The following is an 18,308-nucleotide window of genomic DNA, read 5'->3' as shown; positions in this document are numbered from 1 at the left end:
TCGTGGGGGAACGGGGGAACAATGGACAGCATGAGCGCATGCCCGCACATCGAGAAGCTGCCGCACCCACAGCCGGCCCCGCTGAGCGACACCTGCCTCGAATGCCTGGCAGCCGGACTGCATCCGGTCCAGCTGCGGATCTGTCTGGAGTGCGGCCACGTCGGCTGCTGCGACTCCTCGGCGGGCAGGCACGCCACTGGGCACTTCACGGACACCGGCCATCCGGTGATGCGGAGCTTCGAGCCGGGCGAGAGCTGGCGCTGGTGCTTCGAGGACGGCGCGATCGTCTGAGGGCGGCGATCTCCGAGGGTTCGGAACCGGGACCCCTGGGTACGTCAACCCCTCACCGGCGCCGCCCAATTGGGGTCCGCACGGCCCTAGCCACTGTCCGTGCCCATGTGCTTACCATGAGTGATGGTTCGTCGGGCAGGGGGCCTGGCGACACGGGACGGCGGATCACGGTAGCGTCACCGGCGATAGACGTATCAGACGTACCGCTTGTGCCACCTTGGAGGTGAGGGTGTCCCCTATCGCAGGCGAGCCCGGGAACCAGGACTTCGTGGAGGTCCGGCTGCCCGCTGCGGGTGCCTACCTGTCGGTGCTGCGTACGGCCACGGCCGGACTCGCAGCGCGTTTGGACTTCACCCTCGACGAGATCGAGGACTTGCGCATCGCGGTCGACGAGGCCTGCGCGATCCTGCTCCAGCAGGCCGTGCCGGGCTCCGTCCTCAGCTGTGTGTTCCGGCTGGTGGACGACTCACTGGAAGTGACCGTCACCGCCCCCACCACCGACGGCCGCGCCCCCGAGCGCGACACCTTCGCGTGGACGGTGCTCTCCGCACTCGCCGGCAAGGTCGACGCGACCGTCGCCGACGACCGTACGGTCAGCATCAGCCTGTACAAACAGCGCGGCGCGGGACCCGGTCCGGCGTGAACGGGAACGGGCCGGTGCGGGACGACGAGCGCAGTGAGCGGGCGCTGGACGGGATTCCTGAGCAGCAGGCCCGCCCGCACCCGGTGGACGGCGGCGGCGCGGCGTACGAGGCTGCGGAGAAGGCCGGAGGGGCCCCCGCCGACAAGGCGGGCGACGCCGATCCGGCGGCAGGGGCTCAGCGGCAGGCAGCGGAGCGGGCGGCGAACCAGATGAGCGACGAGCACAGCAACGTGCACACGGAGCGCGACGACAAGGAGCTCCCGCACAACCCGAGGGACCGCAGCGGGGCGCGGGCCCTGTTCATCGAGCTGCGCGAGCTGCCGGACGGCTCCCCGGAGAAGGCGGAGCTGCGCAACCGGCTGGTGCGGATGCACCTCCCGCTGGTGGAGCACCTGGCGCGGCGCTTCCGCAACCGCGGTGAGCCGCTGGACGACCTGACCCAGGTCGCCACGATCGGGCTCATCAAGTCGGTGGACCGGTTCGACCCGGAGCGCGGCGTCGAGTTCTCGACGTACGCGACCCCGACGGTCGTCGGCGAGATCAAGCGGCACTTCCGCGACAAGGGCTGGGCGGTGCGGGTGCCGCGCCGGCTCCAGGAGCTGCGGCTCTCGCTGACGTCGGCGACCGCGGAGCTCTCCCAGCAGCACGGCAGGTCCCCCACCGTGCACGAGCTGGCGGAGCGCCTGGCGATCTCCGAGGAGGAGGTCCTGGAGGGGCTGGAGTCCGCCAACGCGTACTCCACGCTGTCCCTGGACGTCCCCGACACGGACGACGAGTCCCCGGCGGTCGCGGACACCCTGGGCGCCGAGGACGTGGCGCTGGAGGGCGTCGAGTACCGCGAGTCGCTCAAGCCGCTGCTGGAGGACCTGCCGCCGCGCGAGAAGCGAATTCTCCTCCTCCGCTTCTTCGGGAACATGACCCAGTCGCAGATCGCCCAGGAGGTCGGCATCTCCCAGATGCACGTCTCCCGGCTGCTGGCCCGCACCCTGGCCCAGCTCCGCGAGAAGCTGCTGGTCGAGGAGTAGGGAAGCTCTTTTCCCGTACGGGGCTCGGGCCGCGCCGGTCAGGCGCCGCGCGGGCCCCGCTTGATGCCCAGCGCGTCGACCACGGCCGGGTTGAGCACCAGTACCAGCGAGACGACCGCGATCACCCCGAGCGCGATGCCGGCCGGGATCGCCCAGGGGGCGTTCGTCGTCATCAGGGTGTACGCGACGGGCAGCGCCATCAGCTGCGTGATCACCGCGGGGCCGCGGGACCAGCTGCGGCGCAGTCGCAGGCCGTTCGCGGCGAGCAGCGGAAGGGCCGCCAGGGCGATCAGGGTGAGCCCGCCCATCTCGGCCTGCTCCGGCCGGTCGGGGCTGCCCAGCAGGCCCAGTACGAGCATGGAGAGGCCGACCGCGACGAGCGCCAGTCCCTCGACCGCGACGAGCACGGCGGCGGCGCCGAGGCGGGCGGGACGGGGCACGGCCGGATGCGGCACGACCGGCGATTCGGGCAGCGGCCCGTCCTGCTGACCGGCCTGCGGCCCGGCCCCCTTGGCGGGCCTGTCGGTGGGCCTCTCGGCAGGCCTCTTGGCGGGCTTCTTGGCGGGCTTTTTACTCACCCTTGCAGGGTAGCGGCCACCCGCCGGCGGACCCCGGCCGGTCGTACCGGAGGACGACCCACGCACTGGCGGCCGGTAATCTGCTGCGCATGCGCGCACTTCTCGTGGTAAATCCAGCAGCCACCTCCACCAGTGCCCGCACCCGGGACGTGCTGATCCACGCCCTGGCCAGCGAGATGAAGCTGGAGACGGTCACCACCGAGTACCGGGGCCACGCCCGCGATCTGGGCCGCAGAGCCGCGGACAGCAAGGACATCGAGCTGGTCGTCGCCCTCGGCGGCGACGGCACGGTCAACGAGGTCGTCAACGGCCTCCTGCACCACGGGCCGGATCTCGACCGGCTCCCCGGATTCGCCGTCGTACCCGGCGGCTCCACAAATGTGTTCGCCCGCGCACTGGGTCTCCCCAATGACGCCGTGGAAGCGACGGGCGCACTTCTCGACGCATTGCGTACCGGAAGCGAACGCACAGTGAGCCTCGGCCTCACGAAGGGCGTACCGGGAACGGACGACGAAGCCGTTCCGGAACGCTGGTTCACTTTCTGCGCCGGACTCGGATTCGACGCCGGAGTCATCGGCCGGGTGGAGCAGCAGCGCGAACGCGGAAAACGCTCGACCCACGCCCTTTATCTCCGCCAGGTGGTACGGCAGTTCCTCGACGAGCCGCACCGCAGGCACGGGGTGATCTCCCTGGAGCGCCCCGGCCACGACCCGGTGACCGACCTGGTCCTGTCGATAGTCTGCAACACCTCCCCCTGGACCTACCTGGGCAATCGTCCGCTGTACGCCTCCCCCGAGGCGTCCTTCGAAACCGCGCTGGACGTGCTCGGACTGAGCCGGCTCTCCACTCCGGCGGTCACCCGGTACGCCACCCAGCTGCTCACTTCGACGCCCGAACGCGGCCCTCACGGCAAGCACGCAGTAACACTCCACGACCTCACGGACTTCACCTTGCATTCGAAGGTTCCGCTGCCCCTTCAAATGGACGGCGACCACCTCGGACTGCGTACGAGCGTCGCGTTCACAGGCGTTCGCCGTGCACTGCGTGTGATTGTGTGAGTGGAAGGGCCTAAAGTCCTTTATCTCGAACGTACGGACTGCCATCCACCCCATAGAAGTACGGCTGTGACCTAGCCGACACCGAGGAATCAAAAAAAACTTCTCGGAAGGGGTTGTATCCGCCGTCGAGGTTTGCGAGTCTCTTCATGGCGATCGGGACGGCCCGCAACACCGGCCTCCCTGAGAACCAGAATCCCTCCTCACACTCAGGACCACAACCAGTGTTCGTATGTTCGCTGGAAGTCGGGCCTTCCCTCGTGAGGGGATTCGTGAAAGCGTTCACATTCACAAGCAACGTGTTTGACACAAGGAGAGGTAGCAGCCATGGACTGGCGTCACAACGCCGTTTGTCGTGAGGAAGACCCGGAGCTGTTCTTCCCCATCGGCAACACCGGTCCTGCGCTGCTGCAGATCGAGGAAGCCAAGGCCGTCTGCCGCCGCTGCCCCGTCATGGAGCAGTGCCTGCAGTGGGCCCTCGAGTCCGGCCAGGACTCGGGTGTCTGGGGTGGCCTCAGCGAGGACGAGCGCCGTGCGATGAAGCGCCGCGCCGCTCGCAACCGGGCGCGCAACGCGACCGCCTGACCCACCCCTGCTTCGAGCCTTTGCTCGGCGGCGCATACAGCGCGTATGCAGTCACCGCCCCCGAATCGCAGCGCGCAGTACCCCCCAATGCGCAGTAAAGCGTGAGCAGTTGAGCCCCGGACCGTCACCTCGGTCCGGGGCTCTTCGCTGTCTTCGGCGACGGCGGTGCGGCTGTTCGTGTGGCGTGGTGCGGCTACTTCTGCGGCCGTACCGGTATGTCCAGCACCACCCGGGTGCCGCGCTCCGGGCCGGGGAGCATGTCGAAGGTGCCGCCCAGTTCGCCCTCCACCAGGGTCCTGACGATCTGGAGTCCGAGGTTCCCGGCGCGCTGCGGGTCGAAGCCCTCGGGCAGCCCGCGCCCGTCGTCGAGCACCGTGATCAGCAGCCGCGCCTCGGCCGAGGTGCCGCCGCGCAGGGCGGAGACCTCGACGGTGCCCTGCTCGCCCTGGGCGAAGCCGTGCTCCAGGGCGTTCTGCAGGATCTCGGTGAGCACCATGGAGAGCGGGGTGGCGACCTCCGCGTCGAGGATGCCGAAGCGTCCGGTGCGCCGGCAGACGACCTTGCCCGGTGAGATCTCCGCCACCATCGCGAGCACCCGGTCCGCGATCTCGTCGAACTCCACGCGCTCGTCCAGGTTCTGGGACAGCGTCTCGTGGACGATGGCGATCGAACCGACGCGCCGTACCGCCTCGTTGAGGGCCTCGCGGCCCTGCTCGGAGTCCATCCTGCGGGACTGGAGTCTCAACAGGGCGGCCACCGTCTGGAGGTTGTTCTTCACCCGGTGGTGGATCTCCCGGATGGTGGCGTCCTTGGTGATCAACTCCCGTTCCCGGCGGCGGAGTTCCGTCACGTCCCGGCACAGCACCAGCGAGCCGATCCGGGTCCCCTTGGGCTTGAGCGGGATGGCGCGGAGCTGGATCACTCCCCCGCTGCCCTCCACCTCGGTCTCCCGGGGCGCGTAGCCGCTGGCCAGCTTGACCAGGGCCTCGTCCACCGGGCCGCGCGACGGGGCGAGTTCGGCGGTGGCCTGGCCGAGGTGGTGGCCGACCAGGTCGGAGGCGAGGCCGAGACGGTGGTACGCGGAGAGGGCGTTGGGGCTCGCGTACTGGACGATCCCCTCGGCGTCGAGCCGGATGAGCCCGTCGCCGACGCGCGGGGAGGCGTCCATGTCGACCTGCTGGCCGGGGAACGGGAAGGACCCGGCGGCGATCATCTGGGCGAGGTCGGAGGCGCTCTGGAGGTACGTCAGTTCCAGGCGGCTTGGCGTGCGGACGGTGAGCAGGTTGGTGTTGCGGCCGATGACGCCGAGCACGCGGCCCTCCCGGCGTACCGGAATCGACTCGACCCGTACCGGCACCTCCTCCCGCCACTCCGGGTCGCCCTCGCGCACGATGCGGCCCTCGTCCAGGGCGGCGTCGAGCAGCGGGCGCCGGCCGCGCGGGACCAGATGGCCGACCATGTCGTCGTGGTACGAGGTCGGTCCGGTGTTCGGCCGCATCTGTGCGACCGACACGTAGCGGGTGCCGTCGAGGGTGGGGACCCACAGCACGAGGTCGGCGAAGGACAGGTCGGAGAGCAGTTGCCACTCCGAGACCAGCAGGTGGAGCCACTCAAGGTCGGACTCACTCAGGGCGGTGTGCTGGCGTACGAGATCGTTCATGGAGGGCACGGTCACGAACATACCCGTAACCTCTTTGACAACCGGCGGTGCACAGCCCATAGACAGGGGTTAGTGGTCTAGTCCACAATGGCCGGGCAAAAGAACTTCATCCTCCCCGCACAGGAGGGTGAAACCGAGGGACGTGGCGCTCTCTGCCCTGACTGCGTCCGCCCCTCCGCACGGCCGAAGGCACCGCACACCGTCGGCCGATGAAACTCCGGGCTGCGGTGCCGGGTGGGCTGAGGGTCCCGCCGGGCGCCGTGGCCCGCGGGTGTTCCAGGGGCCTTTTCGCACGCGACTCTCGCGGCTCCCGCACAGCGGGCCCCTACGCGGGTCCCGCGTCCGGCCACGCCGCCATCGCCAGTGCCGCCACCGCCTCCAGCTCCTCCCGGCCCGCGCCGTCGCGGGCCTGCTGGGACATGCCCTGGAGCACCGCCCCGGAGAAGCGGGCCAGCGCCCCGGCGTCCGTACCGGCGGGCAGTGCGCCGGCGGCGACGTCCGCGCGGATGCGGGACTCGAAGAGGGCGAGGTTGCTGTTGCGGCGCGCGCGCAGGGCCTCCTCCACCTCGCTCGTCCCGCAGTTGGTGGCAGCGGTGATGATCATGCAGCCGCGCGGGTGGGCCGGGTCCGTGTACTCGGTGGCGGCCTCGTGCAGCAGCCGGCCGACGGCGGCGCGGGCGGTGGGCTCCTCCGCCAGGGCGCGGGCCGAGAAGGCGCCATAGGTCTCCGCGTAGGCGCTCACCACCTCCGCGAAGAGGGCCTCCTTGTCGCCGAAGGCGGCGTACAGGCTGGGCGCCCCGATCCCCATCGCCTGGGTGAGCCGGGCCACCGAGGTCGGCTCGTAGCCGTGCTCCCAGAACGTCAACGTGGCCTTTTCCAGGGCCTGTTGACGGTCGAAGTTCCGGGGGCGGCCGCGCTGCTTCGTGGTCATGCCCCAATTCTATAGCGGTCGTTAGATTATCTGCTACGGTTCTTTCTGTAGCGACCACTAGAGAAAGAGGGGGGCGTCGCCATGAGCACGCTCAAGCGGCTTGAGGGCAGGACGGCACTGGTCACGGGCGGCAGCCGGGGCATCGGGCGCGGCATCGCCGAGCGGCTGGGCCGGGACGGCGCGCGGGTCGCCGTGCACTACGGCACGAACGAGACGGCGGCCAAGGAGGTCGTCGGGGTGATCGAGGCGGCCGGCGGCTCGGCCTTCGCGATCGGCCAGGAGCTGGGGGTGCCGGGGGACGCGGCGGCGCTGTGGGCCGAGTTCGACCGGCACGCGGACGGGCTGGACATCCTGGTCAACAACGCCGGCATCGGCACCTCGGATTCCTTCGCCTCCATCAGCGAGAGCGACTTCGACCGCCTCTTCGCGGTCAACACCAAGGCGCCGTTCTTCCTCGCCCAGCAGGGCGCCGAACGGCTCCGCGACGGCGGCCGCGTCATCAACATCTCCACCGGTCTGGCGCACGCCGCCGTGATGCCGGAGCTGATCGCGTACGCCATGACCAAGGGCGCCCTGGAGGTCTTCACCCGCGACCTGTCCAAGACGCTCGGCCCGCGCGGCATCACCGTCAACTCGGTGGCCCCGGGCATCGTCGACACGGACGTGAACGCCCCCTGGCTGCGCGCGAGCGACGAGGCGTGGGCGGGGGCGGCGGCGCACTCGGCGCTGGGCCGGGTCGGTGAGCCCGCCGACATCGCGGACGTGGTCGCCTTCCTGGCCTCCGACGAGGCCCGCTGGGTGACCGGCCACTGGCTCGACGCGACGGGCGGCTCGCTGACCTGAGTCGGGCGGACGGGCGGTCGTGCGGACGTCCCGGCGGCCGAGGTGCCGGAGGGGAGTTCGCGGTCGACGATGGAGGGGCGGGAGAGTTCGGCGGACCGTTGTTCACCGGACGCCCGAAGGGCAGGTGAGAGCGGGCCTCCTCTGCTAGATTGGTCTATACCACAGATCATTCTTGGCCCTTCGCATTACGCCCCCACCTCCACCTCCAGATAGGCAGGCATCAGCGTGGAAGTTGTCATCGTTCCGGACGCCAAGGCAGGCGGCGAGCTCATCGCGCAGAGCATCGTGGACCTGCTGGGCCGCAAGCCCGACGCCCTGCTCGGTGTGGCCACAGGGTCGTCCCCGCTGCCCATCTACCAGGCGCTGACCGCCAAGGTGAAGGCCGGCGACGTGGACGCCTCCCGCGCCCGCATCTGCCAGCTGGACGAGTACGTGGGGCTGCCCGCCGGGCACCCGGAGTCCTACCGGGCGACCGTGCTGCGCGAGGTCGTGGAGCCGCTCGGGCTGACCGAGGCGTCGTTCTTCGGGCCCGACGGGTCCGCCGAGGACGTCCAGGCGGCCTGCGAGGCGTACGACAAGGCGCTCGGCGAGGCCGGTGGCGTGGACCTCCAGCTGCTGGGCATCGGCACCGACGGGCACATCGGCTTCAACGAGCCGTGCTCCTCGCTGGCCTCGCGCACCCGCATCAAGACGCTGACCCAGCAGACCATCGACGACAACGCGCGCTTCTTCGAGGGCGACACCTCGCAGGTCCCGCGCCACGTCATCACCCAGGGCATCGGCACCATCCTGGACGCCCGCCACCTGGTGCTGCTGGCCACCGGCGAGGGCAAGGCCGAGGCGGTCGCGCAGACCGTCGAGGGCCCGCTCTCCGCCCTCGTACCGGCCTCCGCGCTCCAGCTGCACCCGCACGCGACGGTCGTCGTGGACGAGGCGGCGGCGTCCAAGCTGAAGCTGGCGGACTACTTCCGCCACACGTACGTGAACAAGCCGGTGTGGCAGGGCCTGTAAGCCCCACCGGTAAGCCCCATCGGCAATCCCCACCCGTAGCCCCCGGCGCACGGAAGAAGGCCGGGCATCCCCCCGTGGATGCCCGGCCTTCTCGTGTGTGTGCGTGACCCCCCGGCGGCCGCTCAGCGGCCGGTGATCGCCTCCGCGGCGGCCGTGCCGCAGACCCGGGCCGCACCGTGCGTGGCGATGTGCAGCGCGCCGCGCGGGGCCGACTGGGGCACGCCCATCTCGACCACGACGGTGTCCGGGCGGGCGGCGAGCAGCGCGTCGAGCGCGGCGGCCATCCACGGGTGCCGGTGCTCGTCGCGTACGACGGCCACCACGCGGCGCTCCCCGGCGGCGGCCAGGACGGCCTCGGCGGAGCCCGTGGAGGCGTCGAAGGTGCCGGTCTCGGTGCCGGGCAGCAGCCTGGCCAGCTCGGCGGCCACGCCCCACGGGGTCTCGTCGCCGACCGCGATGTTCGCGACCGGGGTGAGCGCCGCGACGTACGGGGCCGAGGTGACGGGGGTGGCGCCCGGGGCGCGGGTGGTGCGGACGGCACGGCGGGCGGCGGTCAGGCCCACCTCGCGGTCACGGGCCCTGACGGTCTCGTTGCCGGGCGCGGTCCCCTCCTGCACTTCCGCGCCCGGCCCCGAAGTCCGGGCCGTCTGCGTCCACGTGGCCAGGGCGCGAACCCGGGCCGCCGCGTCGGCCAGCCGCTCCTGCGGCAGTTCGCCGGAGCGGACCGCCGCGACCAGCGCGTCGCGCAGTCGCAGGACGGTCTCCTCGTCGGCGAGGCCGCCGCCCACGCAGATCGCGTCGGCGCCCGCGGCGATCGCCAGGACGGAGCCGCGCTCGATTCCGTACGTCGCGGAGATGGCGCGCATCTCCATGCCGTCCGTGATGATCAGCCCCTGGTAGCCCAGCTCCTCACGCAGCAGACCGGTGAGGATCTGCGGGCTGAGAGTCGCGGGACGGGTGGGGTCGAGCGCAGGGAGAAGAATATGCGCACTCATGACCGATTTGGAACCCGCGGCGATCGCTGCCCGGAAAGGCACCAGTTCACGGGCGTGCAGTGTGTCCAGGCCCACATTGATGCGGGGCATGTCGTGGTGCGAGTCGACATTGGTGTCGCCGTGGCCCGGGAAGTGCTTGGTGCAGGCGGCCACGCCGGCGGACTGGAGGCCCTCGACGTACGCGGCGGTGTGCCGGGCCACCAGGAGCGGGTCGGCGCCGAAGGACCGTACGCCGATGACCGGGTTGCCCGGGTCGGAGTTGACGTCCGCGGACGGCGCCCAGTTGAGGTTGACGCCGCACTCGGCGAGCCGGCGGCCGAGCTCGCGGGCCACGTCGCGGGTGAGCGCGGTGTCGTCGACCGCGCCGAGGGCGAGGTTGCCGGGGAAGGAGGAGCCGCCGCGGACTTCGAGGCGGGTGACGTCGCCGCCCTCCTCGTCGATGGCGACCAGGACGTCGTCCCGCTCGGCGCGCAGTTGGGCGGTGAGGGCCGCGAGCTGCTCCGGGGAGGCGATGTTACGGCCGAACAGGCCGACGGACGAGAGTCCTTCGCCGACGCTGCGCAGCAGCCAGTCGGGGGCGGTGGTGCCGGTGAAACCGGGCTGGAGAACGGCGAGGGCGTCCCGGGTGAGGGTGTCCGTGGAGCCGCTTACGAGGGTCGTCATGGCAGCGTTATCCCTTCACCGCGCCGTCGGTCAGACCACTGACCGCCTTGCGCTGGAGGAAGACGAAGAGGATCAGGATCGGGATGGCGAAGAGCGACGAGGCCGCCATCGTCGCACCCCAGTCGTCGCCGAACTGGGTCTGGAACTGGGTCAGCCACAGCGGCAGGGTCTGGAACTCGGCCTGCTTGTTCAGGACCAGCACCATGGGGACTTCGTTCCACGCGGTGATGAACCCGAACAGCGAGGTCGACATCAGACCGGGGGCCAGCAGCGGCAGGATCACCTTGACGAAGGCCTGGCGGCGGGTGCACCCGTCGACCATCGCGGATTCCTCCAGCTCCTTGGGCACGGCGGCGACGAAGCCGCGCAGCGTCAGGAGGGTGAAGGGCAGCACCATGACCATGTAGAAGGCGGTCAGCGGGATCAGGCTGTTGAGCATGTCGGCGTCGCGCACGATGAAGTAGATCGCGATGACCATGACTTCCCAGGGCGCCATCTGCGCCACCATGAAGCCGATGATGAAGCCGCGCCGCCCCTTGAACCGCATCCGGGCCAGGGCGAAGGAGCCGGCCAGGGCGAGGATCAGGGAGAAGACGACCGCGAGGATCGTGACGGTGAGCGAGTTGCGCACCATGGTGCCGAAGTTCTCGGCGTCGATCGCGGTCTTGAAGTGCTCGAAGGTGATGTCCGTCGGGAACCAGACGGGGGTGTCGGAGACGATGTCCGGCGTCTTCTTGAACGCCGTCGCGAACATCCAGTAGACCGGGAAGACGAGGCCGATGACGAGCAGGACGGCCGTCGCGTTGGGCCAGATGCGGCCGAGCGGAGAGCGCTTCATCGCTCGTCCTCCTCTTGCTTGAGAACGATCCGCAGGTAGTACGCGGTGAGCAGCAGCAGGATCAGGATGGTCAGGACGGAGATCGCCGACCCCATGCCGAAGTGCTGGTTGCCCATGCCTTCGATGTAGGCGTAGACGGGCAGGATCTCGGTGAGCCGGTCGGGACCGCCCGCGTTGATCGCGTAGACCTGCACGAAGGCCTTGAAGACCCAGATGATCTCCAGGAACGTCGTGGCGAAGAGGAAGGGCTTCAGGAACGGCATGGTGACCTGGGTGAAGCTCTTCCAGGGGCCGGCGCCGTCCAGCGAGGCGGCCTCGTACAGCTCCTTGGGAATGGTCGTGCTCGCGGCGTAGAGGTTGAGCGCCACGAAGGGGATCGACTGCCAGACGATCAGGACCATGATCACGAAGAAGGTGGAGAGCTGGCTGCCGGTCCAGTTGTACTCGGCCATCGAGTGGAAGCCGATGGCGTCCAGCACCCAGTTGACGACACCGAAGCGCTGGGCGAACAGCCACTGGTAGACCGTGGTCGCGGCGACGACGGGCATCGCCCAGGCGAGCACCAGGCCGATCATCAGGAAGACGCGCATGCGCTTGCCGAGACGTACCAGCAGCAGGCCCACCAGGGTGCCGATCACCATGATCAGTACGACGTTGGCGGCCGTGAAGGCGATCGAGCGCCCGGTGACGTTCCAGAAGTCCTCGCTGCTGAGGACCTCACCGTAGTTGTCAACGCCGTTCCACTCGGTGAGGTGCTGGATCAGCTGCCTCATGTTGAGGTTCTGGAACGAGATGAGGACGTTCTTGACCAACGGCCAGCCCAGGAAGACCAGTACGGCGGCCACCGGGGGCAACAGCAGCAGATAGGGAGTCAAGGAGCGGTCTCTGCGCCGCTTCCCCGGCTCGGCCGGTGCTGCGCCGGCCCCCTTCAGGATCTCCGTCGGACCGGAGGGCGGCCGTTCGGTCTGCACGGTCATGCTCGCCATCTCTTCCTAGGCACTGCGGGACACAGCCCTGCCACGCGGGCAGCACAGCTGACTGCCGGGTCCCGGCCCCCTGTTCGTGCTGGGGCCGGGACCCGGCAGGAGGGGACTACTGCTTCTGCGCGAGGCGCTTGTTGAGCTCGGCCTCGACCTGCTTGGCGGCGTCCGCCGGGGTCTTGCCGTTCAGGACCGCCGTCAGGTAGGTCTTGATCGGGTTCGGGTTGTTCTCCACCGCGGCCCACTCCGGGATCAGCGGCGTGGTGCCACCGAACTTGGCGGACGGTGCGGCGGCCTCGGCGACCGGGTTGCCGACCAGGTTGGAGTTGAGCGACTCCTTGTTCGGGATGACGCCGGACTCCTTGGCGAGCGCGCCCTCGAACTTGTCGGAGAGCGCGATCTTCAGGAACTCCTTGGCGAGCGCCTGCTTCTTGCTGCCCTCGGCAACGGCGAAGTTGGAGCCGCCGAGGAAGACGCCCTCGGGCTTGTCGGCCGTCTCACCCGGGATGGTGAAGTAGCCGATCTCCTTCTCGATGGCCGGGTTGGCCTTGATGGCCGTGGCGGCCTCCCAGCCCATGGCGATCATGACGCCGGTCTTGCCCTTGGCGAAGACGTCGGCCTGCTGCGGGGTCGCCTCGTCCTTGTCCTTGGGGGCCTTGGAGTAGGACTGGTACTTCTTGTAGAGCTCGGCGGCCTCGGCGATCTTCGGGTCGGCGAGGTTGGAGACCCACTTGTCGCCGTCCTTCTTGATCAGCTCAGCACCCTTGCCGATGGTGAGGCCGTCGAAGAAGTACCAGTTCTGGCCGGGCAGGTAGATGGGCTCGGCCTTGCCCTTGGCCTTGATCTTGTCGAGCGCCTTGAAGAAGTCGTCACGGGTCTTGGGGACCTCGGTGACACCGGCCTCCTTGAAGACGGCCTTGTTGTAGACCACGACGCGGTTGGCGAACCACCACGGGGCGGCGTACTGCTTGCCGTCGACGACCGCGGCCTTGTTGAAGTTCTCGGCCCAGTCGGCGCCGACCTCCTTCTTGAGGTCGCCCAGGTCGGCGAGGCCGCCGGTCTTGGCGTACGCGGCGGTCTGCGTGTTGCCGATCTCGAAGACGTCGGGAGGGTTCTCCTCGGAGAGGGCGGTCGTCAGCTTCTGCTGGATGCCCTCCCACTTCTGCACCTCGAACTTCAGCTTGGCGCCGGTCTTCTTCTCGAACTCGGCGGTGAGGTCCTTGGTCCAGCCGGGCGGGGTCGAGCCGTCCATGGCCCAGACCGTCAGGGTCTCCCCCTTGAAGCCGTCGGCACCGGCCTTCTTGCCGTCGTCCTTGCTGTCCGACCCGCCACACGCCGCGACGCTGACCAACATGCCGGCGACGCCAATCGCCGCGATGAGCTTGCGCTTCATTACGCCACTCTCCTGCTCAGGGATGCCTGAAACCCCCTGCCCACCGCGAGGACAACGCACGAAGTACGGCCTGTGGGACTGGGACCTGGTCTTTAATGGTTTAGACCAGTACCCGGAGCTTGGCCTAGACCTTTTGGGGTGTCAAGGGTGAGTAAGACGCCGCGATGCGTCCGTTATCGGACCGACACCTGGGTTCGTACGGGAGTCCTCAAGGGCCCCTGCGGCCACCGCGTTCCCGGGCGACGCGGTGTATAAGAAGGAATCACGCGGAGCCGAAGCCCCGCGCGGCGGACCGTGCCACCATCCATGGAAGACCGACGGGCACCCCCATGTGCCCGGTCGGTCTGAGCCGCGACAGACGGAGGAGCCGGTGACGGCATCAGCGCAGGAACCGGGAAGGCGGACCACCATGCCCACCGACGGGGGAAGCACGGAAGGCACGGGAACCATGGAGGACGGCACGGGCACCACCGGGCGCACAGGCACCAGCGGGCGCACGGGCGCCACGGGGATCACCGGCGACACGCGGAGCAGCGCGGCCACTTCGGCCGCTTCGCTCACGTCAGCGACAGCGGCGACAGCGACGGCCCCGGCCGCCCCGCCCGCCCCGCCCGCCCCGCCCGCCGACAGCGAGCCCGCTCCCGCCACCGGAGCCCCCACCCGCACCGCCCGCGTGCCCAAGTACTACCGGCTCAAGCGGCACTTGCTCGACATGACCGAGACGCTCCCGCCCGGCACCCCGGTGCCCCCGGAGCGCACCCTGGCGGCCGAGTTCGACACCTCCCGCACCACTGTCCGCCAGGCCCTCCAGGAGCTGGTCGTCGAGGGCCGGCTGGAGCGCATCCAGGGCAAGGGCACCTTCGTCGCCAAGCCGAAGGTCTCGCAGTCGCTCCAACTCACCTCGTACACCGAGGACATGAGGGCCCAGGGCCTCGAACCCACCTCACAGCTCCTGGACATCGGGTACGTGACCGCCGACGACACCCTCGCCGGACTGCTCGACATCACCGCCGGCGGCCGCGTCCTGCGCATCGAGCGGCTGCGGCTGGCCAGCGGCGAGCCGATGGCGATCGAGACGACCCACCTGTCCGCCAAGCGATTCCCCGCGCTGCGCCGTTCGCTGGTGAAGTACACCTCGCTGTACACCGCCCTCGCCGAGGTCTACGACGTACACCTCTCCGAGGCCGAGGAGACCATCGAGACCTCCCTCGCGACCCCGCGCGAGGCGGGCCTGCTGGGCACCGACGTCGGGCTGCCGATGCTGATGCTCTCGCGGCACTCCCTCGACAGGGGCGGCGAGCCGGTGGAATGGGTGCGCTCGGTCTACCGCGGCGACCGCTACAAGTTCGTGGCGAGGCTCCAGCGCCCGAACGACTAGCCACCAGGGACGAACAGCTGAGAGGCTCCGGTCAGTTGACTCCGGTACGCCCCTGACCTGCGGTGGTCGCTCCTTTTCCGTACCGATATACGGACAGGGGGTTCCGCAGCGCGGTCGCAGCCCCTAGATTTCGCGCACGTTACGACCGTAAAGATCGCGTGAGGGGACGGATCGCCATGGCAGAGCCGAGACCGACAGTCGAGACCGGGGCCACCGGGGCTCCCCCCGGCCCCGCCCGCAAGCTGTCCCCCAAGTCCGTGGCCGTCTGGAGCCTGGTGGCGCTCGTCGGCGCGGCCGGCTGGGCGGTGCTCGCCCTCTCGCGCGGCGAGGACGTCTCCGCGGCCTGGATGCTGGCCGCGGCCCTCGGCTCGTACGCCATCGCGTACCGCTTCTACTCGAAGTTCATCGCGAACCGGGTCCTGAAGGTCGACAAGACCCGGGCCACCCCGGCCGAACTGAACGACGACGGCGTGGACTTCCACCCCACCGACCGCCGCGTGCTCTTCGGCCACCACTTCGCGGCCATCGCGGGCGCCGGCCCGCTGGTCGGCCCCGTGCTGGCGGCGCAGATGGGTTATCTGCCGGGCACGATCTGGATCGTGGCGGGCGTGATCTTCGCGGGCGCCGTGCAGGACATGGTCACGCTGTTCTTCTCCACCCGGCGCAACGGCCGTTCGCTCGGCCAGATCGCCCGGGACGAGATCGGCCCCGTCGGCGGCGCCGCGGCTCTGATCGCCGTCTTCGCCATCATGATCATCCTGCTCGCGGTGCTCGCCCTGATCATCGTGAACGCGCTCGCCGAGTCCCCCTGGGGCGTCTTCTCCATCGGCATGACCATCCCGATCGCCCTGTTCATGGGCGTCTACCTGCGCAACCTGCGGCCCGGCCGGGTCACCGAGGTGTCGCTGATCGGTGTCGCGCTGCTGCTGCTCGCGATCGTCGCGGGCGGCTGGGTGGCCGAGTCCTCGTGGGCCGAGACGTTCACGCTGGAGCCGGGCACCCTGGTCATCTGGATGGTGATCTACGGGTTCCTGGCCTCCGTCCTGCCGGTGTGGCTGCTGCTGGCGCCGCGCGACTACCTGTCCACCTTCATGAAGATCGGCACGATCGGCCTGCTCGCGATCGGCGTGCTGATCGCGCTGCCGACGCTCAAGATGGACGGCCTCACCAAGTTCGCCACGAGCGGGACCGGGCCGGTCTTCGCGGGCTCGCTCTTCCCCTTCGTGTTCATCACCATCGCGTGCGGCGCGCTCTCCGGCTTCCACTCCCTGATCTCCTCGGGCACCACCCCGAAGATGATCCAGAAGGAGACCCAGATCCGGACGATCGGCTACGGCTCCATGCTGGTCGAGTCGTTCGTCGCGGTCATGGCACTGATCGCCGCCTGCATCATCGAACCCGGCCTCTACTTCGCGATCAACTCGCCCGCGGGCGTGGTCGGTGACACCGTGCAAGCGGCGTCCACGGCGGTCGGCAACCTAGGCTTCACCATCTCCCCGGCCGACCTCGCACAGGCCGCCAAGGACGTCGAGGAGGCCAGCCTGCTGCACCGCACGGGTGGTGCGCCCACCTTCGCGCTCGGCCTCTCCGAGATCTTCTCGGCGGCCTTCGGCGGCGCCGCGATGAAGGCCTTCTGGTACCACTTCGCCATCATGTTCGAGGCGCTGTTCATCCTGACGACGCTCGACGCGGGCACCCGGGTCGGCCGGTTCATGCTCCAGGACATGCTGGGCAACGTCTACAAGCCGTTCAAGAACGTAAGCTGGAAGCCCGGCGTCTGGATCGCCAGCGCGATCGTCGTCGTCGCCTGGGGGTACTTCCTGTGGGTCGGCGTGCACGACCCGCTCGGCGGCATCAACCAGCTCTTCCCGCTGTTCGGAATCGCCAACCAGCTCCTGGCCGCCGTCGCGCTCGCCGTCTGCACCACGCTCCTCATCAAGTCCGGGCGGCTCAAGTACGCCTGGGTGACGGCCGTTCCGCTGCTCTGGGACGTCGCGGTCACGCTCACCGCGAGCTGGCAGAAGATCTTCTCCGCCGATCCGAAGGTGGGCTTCTTCGCCCAGCGCGACGTCTACCAGACCGCCCTCGACAAGGGACTCGACAAGGTCGGACTCGCCAAGAACCGCGACCAGATGGAGACCATCGTCACCAACTCCACGGTGGACGGCATCCTTTCGATCCTCTTCGCCGTGCTGATCGTCGTGGTCCTCTTCGAGGCCTGCCGCGCCTGCCTGAAGGCGATCCGCAACCCGGCGGGCGTCACGCTCAGCGAAACCCCCTACGTCGAGTCGAAGATCGTCGCCCCCGCCTCGCTCATCGCCACCAAGGAGGAGAAGGCGGAGCTGGTCGCGGCCGGCATCGGCCCGGAGGGCAGGCCGCGCGAGGGCGGGGAGAAGAAGGCATGACCGCCACCGGCCGGACCGTGGCAGCGGTGCGCCACGGGCTGGGCCGACTGCGCTGGTACGTGCGCGAGGTGACCGGCGAAGCCGCGTACGACCGGTATGTCGCACACGCCAGAGCGCACGATCCGCACGCCCGGGTACTGACCCGCCGCGCCTTCGAACGCAAGCGCATGGACGCCCGCGAGGGCGACCCCAGGGAGGGCTTCCGCTGCTGCTGAGGCCCTGCCGCCGAGGCACCTCGCCGAGGCACCTCCCGCAAGGGTGAAGGCCCGGTGTTCCGCTCCGCGAAAACGGAGTGGGACACCGGGCCTTCGCGTTGCACACTCACCGGCATGGACATTCACATCCGGCCCGCCGACCCCGCCGAACACACCGAAGTGGGCGACATCACCGCCCGCGCCTACCTCGACGACGGCCTCCTCTCCGGGGGCACCCGGGACCCGTACCTCGACACGCTGCGCGACGCCGCCTCCCGGGCCGAGCAGGCGGAACTGCTCGTGGCCGTCGACTCCGAGGGGACCCTCATCGGCACCGTCACCTACGCACCCCAGGGCAGCCCCCTCCAGGACATCGCCTCCCCCGGCGAGGCCGAGTTCCGCATGCTGGCGGTCGCCCACGCGGGCCGCGGCCGCGGGGCGGGCGAGAGCCTCGTACGGGCCTGCATCGCCCGCGCACGGGCCGAGGAGGGGGTCGTACGGCTGGTGATGTCGACCCAGCCGACGATGCGCGGCGCACACCGGATCTATGAGCGGCTCGGCTTCGTACGGACACCCGAAAGGGACTGGGAACCGGTGCCCGGACTGGGGCTTTTGACGTACGTGAAGGGGCTCTAGCCCGCTTCCGCCCCTTCACCGCCACCGCACGCGACACAAGATGTGGTGGGTGCACCACGACGCACCCCCCACATGTATGCTCGTCTCGCTGTCGTCGCAGGGGAATCCGGTGCGAATCCGGAACTGTCCCGCAACGGTGTGTCATGTGCGCTTTTGCGCACCGTCAAAGTCCGAGGACCTGCCGACAGCGAGTCCGGCTCGACC

Annotated in this window: 18 protein-coding genes and 1 riboswitch; of the genes, 11 read left to right on the top strand and 7 right to left on the bottom strand. The window is 69.6% G+C overall.

Annotated elements, in window-relative coordinates:
* Positions 1–30 precede the first annotated feature (30 nt).
* The 3 genes from ACZ5PB_RS32345 to ACZ5PB_RS32335 all read left to right on the top strand — a co-directional run bounded on the left by ACZ5PB_RS32345 (position 31) and on the right by ACZ5PB_RS32335 (position 1,959).
* The gene (locus ACZ5PB_RS32345; protein ID WP_468696091.1) at positions 31–291 is read left to right on the top strand and encodes a UBP-type zinc finger domain-containing protein; all 261 of its coding nucleotides are present in this window, start codon (positions 31–33) and stop codon (positions 289–291) included.
* A 229-nt stretch (positions 292–520) separates the two neighbouring features.
* Positions 521–934, top strand: a complete 414-nt coding sequence (locus ACZ5PB_RS32340) for an ATP-binding protein (RefSeq protein WP_185032869.1) — start codon at positions 521–523, stop codon at positions 932–934.
* Entirely contained in the window at positions 931–1,959 is a 1,029-nt protein-coding gene (locus ACZ5PB_RS32335; protein ID WP_468696089.1) for an RNA polymerase sigma factor SigF, read from the top strand. Before ACZ5PB_RS32340 ends, ACZ5PB_RS32335 begins: the two co-directional genes overlap by 4 nt.
* 38 nt (positions 1,960–1,997) lie before the next feature.
* On the opposite strand, the gene ACZ5PB_RS32330 is transcribed toward ACZ5PB_RS32335, so the two are convergent.
* A complete protein-coding gene (locus ACZ5PB_RS32330; protein ID WP_468696086.1) occupies positions 1,998–2,537 on the bottom strand; it encodes a hypothetical protein in 540 nt (179 codons plus the stop codon).
* An 89-nt stretch (positions 2,538–2,626) separates the two neighbouring features.
* On the opposite strand from ACZ5PB_RS32330, the gene ACZ5PB_RS32325 reads away from it, so the two are divergent.
* Together ACZ5PB_RS32325 and ACZ5PB_RS32320 are read left to right on the top strand one after the other, a co-directional pair.
* Complete coding sequence (locus ACZ5PB_RS32325; protein ID WP_468696084.1) at positions 2,627–3,595, top strand: diacylglycerol/lipid kinase family protein; 969 nt, start codon at positions 2,627–2,629, stop codon at positions 3,593–3,595.
* Positions 3,596–3,919: 324 nt separating this feature from the next.
* A complete protein-coding gene (locus ACZ5PB_RS32320; RefSeq protein ID WP_004937597.1) occupies positions 3,920–4,177 on the top strand; it encodes a WhiB family transcriptional regulator in 258 nt (85 codons plus the stop codon).
* Between the two features lie 193 nt (positions 4,178–4,370).
* Here the strand turns inward: ACZ5PB_RS32320 and ACZ5PB_RS32315 are convergent, their stop codons facing one another.
* Both ACZ5PB_RS32315 and ACZ5PB_RS32310 read right to left on the bottom strand, forming a co-directional pair.
* Positions 4,371–5,837: a sensor histidine kinase gene (locus ACZ5PB_RS32315; protein ID WP_468696082.1), complete on the bottom strand. Its 1,467-nt coding sequence runs from the start codon at positions 5,835–5,837 to the stop codon at positions 4,371–4,373.
* 325 nt (positions 5,838–6,162) lie between these two features.
* Positions 6,163–6,768: a TetR/AcrR family transcriptional regulator gene (locus tag ACZ5PB_RS32310; protein ID WP_468696080.1), complete on the bottom strand. Its 606-nt coding sequence runs from the start codon at positions 6,766–6,768 to the stop codon at positions 6,163–6,165.
* A gap of 81 nt (positions 6,769–6,849) precedes the next feature.
* On the opposite strand from ACZ5PB_RS32310, the gene ACZ5PB_RS32305 reads away from it, so the two are divergent.
* Complete coding sequence (locus tag ACZ5PB_RS32305) at positions 6,850–7,611, top strand: SDR family oxidoreductase (protein WP_468696079.1); 762 nt, start codon at positions 6,850–6,852, stop codon at positions 7,609–7,611.
* 225 nt (positions 7,612–7,836) lie between these two features.
* The gene (gene nagB / locus ACZ5PB_RS32300) at positions 7,837–8,622 is read left to right on the top strand and encodes a glucosamine-6-phosphate deaminase (RefSeq protein ID WP_468696077.1); all 786 of its coding nucleotides are present in this window, start codon (positions 7,837–7,839) and stop codon (positions 8,620–8,622) included.
* A 122-nt stretch (positions 8,623–8,744) separates the two neighbouring features.
* Here the strand turns inward: nagB and ACZ5PB_RS32295 are convergent, their stop codons facing one another.
* From ACZ5PB_RS32295 to ACZ5PB_RS32280, 4 genes are all read right to left on the bottom strand, one after another.
* Entirely contained in the window at positions 8,745–10,280 is a 1,536-nt protein-coding gene (locus ACZ5PB_RS32295) for a glycoside hydrolase family 3 protein (protein ID WP_468696075.1), read from the bottom strand.
* Positions 10,281–10,287: 7 nt separating this feature from the next.
* Positions 10,288–11,118, bottom strand: a complete 831-nt coding sequence (locus ACZ5PB_RS32290; protein ID WP_468696073.1) for a carbohydrate ABC transporter permease — start codon at positions 11,116–11,118, stop codon at positions 10,288–10,290.
* Positions 11,115–12,095 carry a carbohydrate ABC transporter permease gene (locus ACZ5PB_RS32285; protein WP_468696072.1) on the bottom strand — a complete coding sequence of 327 codons (981 nt, stop codon included), beginning with the start codon at positions 12,093–12,095 and terminating at the stop codon, positions 11,115–11,117. Before ACZ5PB_RS32285 ends, ACZ5PB_RS32290 begins: the two co-directional genes overlap by 4 nt.
* Positions 12,096–12,210: 115 nt before the next feature.
* A complete protein-coding gene (locus ACZ5PB_RS32280; RefSeq protein ID WP_468696070.1) occupies positions 12,211–13,491 on the bottom strand; it encodes an extracellular solute-binding protein in 1,281 nt (426 codons plus the stop codon).
* A 673-nt stretch (positions 13,492–14,164) separates the two neighbouring features.
* Here ACZ5PB_RS32280 and ACZ5PB_RS32275 point away from each other — a divergent pair.
* The 4 genes from ACZ5PB_RS32275 (at position 14,165) to ACZ5PB_RS32260 (ending at position 18,104) form a co-directional block, all read left to right on the top strand.
* Positions 14,165–14,869: a GntR family transcriptional regulator gene (locus ACZ5PB_RS32275; protein WP_468696179.1), complete on the top strand. Its 705-nt coding sequence runs from the start codon at positions 14,165–14,167 to the stop codon at positions 14,867–14,869.
* 176 nt (positions 14,870–15,045) lie between these two features.
* Positions 15,046–17,274, top strand: coding sequence for a carbon starvation CstA family protein (locus ACZ5PB_RS32270; RefSeq protein ID WP_468696068.1), 2,229 nt, complete (start codon positions 15,046–15,048; stop codon positions 17,272–17,274).
* Positions 17,271–17,489, top strand: coding sequence for a YbdD/YjiX family protein (locus ACZ5PB_RS32265; protein ID WP_468696066.1), 219 nt, complete (start codon positions 17,271–17,273; stop codon positions 17,487–17,489). The genes ACZ5PB_RS32270 and ACZ5PB_RS32265 overlap by 4 nt, the downstream gene beginning before the upstream one ends.
* A gap of 114 nt (positions 17,490–17,603) precedes the next feature.
* Positions 17,604–18,104: a GNAT family N-acetyltransferase gene (locus ACZ5PB_RS32260; protein ID WP_468696064.1), complete on the top strand. Its 501-nt coding sequence runs from the start codon at positions 17,604–17,606 to the stop codon at positions 18,102–18,104.
* 75 nt (positions 18,105–18,179) lie between these two features.
* A riboswitch (cobalamin riboswitch) is annotated at positions 18,180–18,304 on the top strand.
* Positions 18,305–18,308: the final 4 nt, after the last annotated feature.

Source organism: Streptomyces sp. NPDC032721 (assembly GCF_055579625.1).
Note: the sequence above shows the minus strand (reverse complement) of the source record. Positions and strands in the feature narration are given on the sequence as shown.

Coding starts and splice junctions, on each gene's coding strand:
- ACZ5PB_RS32260 (WP_468696064.1), top strand. CDS start 17,604: ATGGACATTCACATCCGGCCCGCCGACCCCGCCGAACACACCGAAGTG.
- ACZ5PB_RS32280 (WP_468696070.1), bottom strand. CDS start 13,491: ATGAAGCGCAAGCTCATCGCGGCGATTGGCGTCGCCGGCATGTTGGTC.
- ACZ5PB_RS32325 (WP_468696084.1), top strand. CDS start 2,627: ATGCGCGCACTTCTCGTGGTAAATCCAGCAGCCACCTCCACCAGTGCC.
- ACZ5PB_RS32315 (WP_468696082.1), bottom strand. CDS start 5,837: ATGAACGATCTCGTACGCCAGCACACCGCCCTGAGTGAGTCCGACCTT.
- ACZ5PB_RS32320 (WP_004937597.1), top strand. CDS start 3,920: ATGGACTGGCGTCACAACGCCGTTTGTCGTGAGGAAGACCCGGAGCTG.
- ACZ5PB_RS32305 (WP_468696079.1), top strand. CDS start 6,850: ATGAGCACGCTCAAGCGGCTTGAGGGCAGGACGGCACTGGTCACGGGC.
- ACZ5PB_RS32290 (WP_468696073.1), bottom strand. CDS start 11,118: ATGAAGCGCTCTCCGCTCGGCCGCATCTGGCCCAACGCGACGGCCGTC.
- ACZ5PB_RS32345 (WP_468696091.1), top strand. CDS start 31: ATGAGCGCATGCCCGCACATCGAGAAGCTGCCGCACCCACAGCCGGCC.
- ACZ5PB_RS32295 (WP_468696075.1), bottom strand. CDS start 10,280: ATGACGACCCTCGTAAGCGGCTCCACGGACACCCTCACCCGGGACGCC.
- ACZ5PB_RS32285 (WP_468696072.1), bottom strand. CDS start 12,095: ATGACCGTGCAGACCGAACGGCCGCCCTCCGGTCCGACGGAGATCCTG.
- ACZ5PB_RS32270 (WP_468696068.1), top strand. CDS start 15,046: ATGGCAGAGCCGAGACCGACAGTCGAGACCGGGGCCACCGGGGCTCCC.
- ACZ5PB_RS32310 (WP_468696080.1), bottom strand. CDS start 6,768: ATGACCACGAAGCAGCGCGGCCGCCCCCGGAACTTCGACCGTCAACAG.
- ACZ5PB_RS32265 (WP_468696066.1), top strand. CDS start 17,271: ATGACCGCCACCGGCCGGACCGTGGCAGCGGTGCGCCACGGGCTGGGC.